This is a genomic window from Fructilactobacillus florum DSM 22689 = JCM 16035 (assembly GCF_001436645.1).
GTDB classification, from domain to species: Bacteria; Bacillota; Bacilli; order Lactobacillales; family Lactobacillaceae; genus Fructilactobacillus; species Fructilactobacillus florum.
The window spans coordinates 1-408 of the sequence record NZ_AYZI01000040.1 but is presented as its reverse complement, the minus strand read 5'-3'; the positions used below and the strand labels follow the sequence as shown (position 1 = coordinate 408).

The following is a 408-nucleotide window of genomic DNA, read 5'->3' as shown; positions in this document are numbered from 1 at the left end:
TCAAATACCACTGGTCATCTTTTTCTAACCAGGCGTACGGCGTTAGCCACCACTGGCAATCACTCCGGCTAGCCGAACTTGCTTGATGATTTAAATCAAATCTAATCCCATATAATTTGGCGTTGCCTCTTTCCATGAGCATCCTCCAACCGCATAAACAAGATCCTTTTTCTCATAATTACTTTAATCATCATTTCTATTATCACTAATCTCTCCAACTACAATTTGGTCAATATGATTACTAATTTGTAAGCGCGGAGGACTTGTAAAGCAACAATAAAAAATAAATGTAAATCCACCAAGTCCCATTAACACCCCATTCATCACGTCCATAGCGGTAGAACTATATTCAGTTGTGTAAGTAATTGGGATAAAGAAAGCATTAAACAGGATAATACAGATTATTTT

At 36.8% G+C, this 408-nt stretch carries 1 protein-coding gene; it reads right to left on the bottom strand.

Going from position 1 to position 408, the window contains the following annotated elements; all coding sequences use genetic code 11:
- Window positions 1–183: 183 nt before the first annotated feature.
- Window positions 184–408, bottom strand: a 225-nt coding sequence (locus FC87_RS07155; RefSeq protein WP_082619244.1) for a hypothetical protein, incomplete at its 5' end; no start/stop codon positions are given.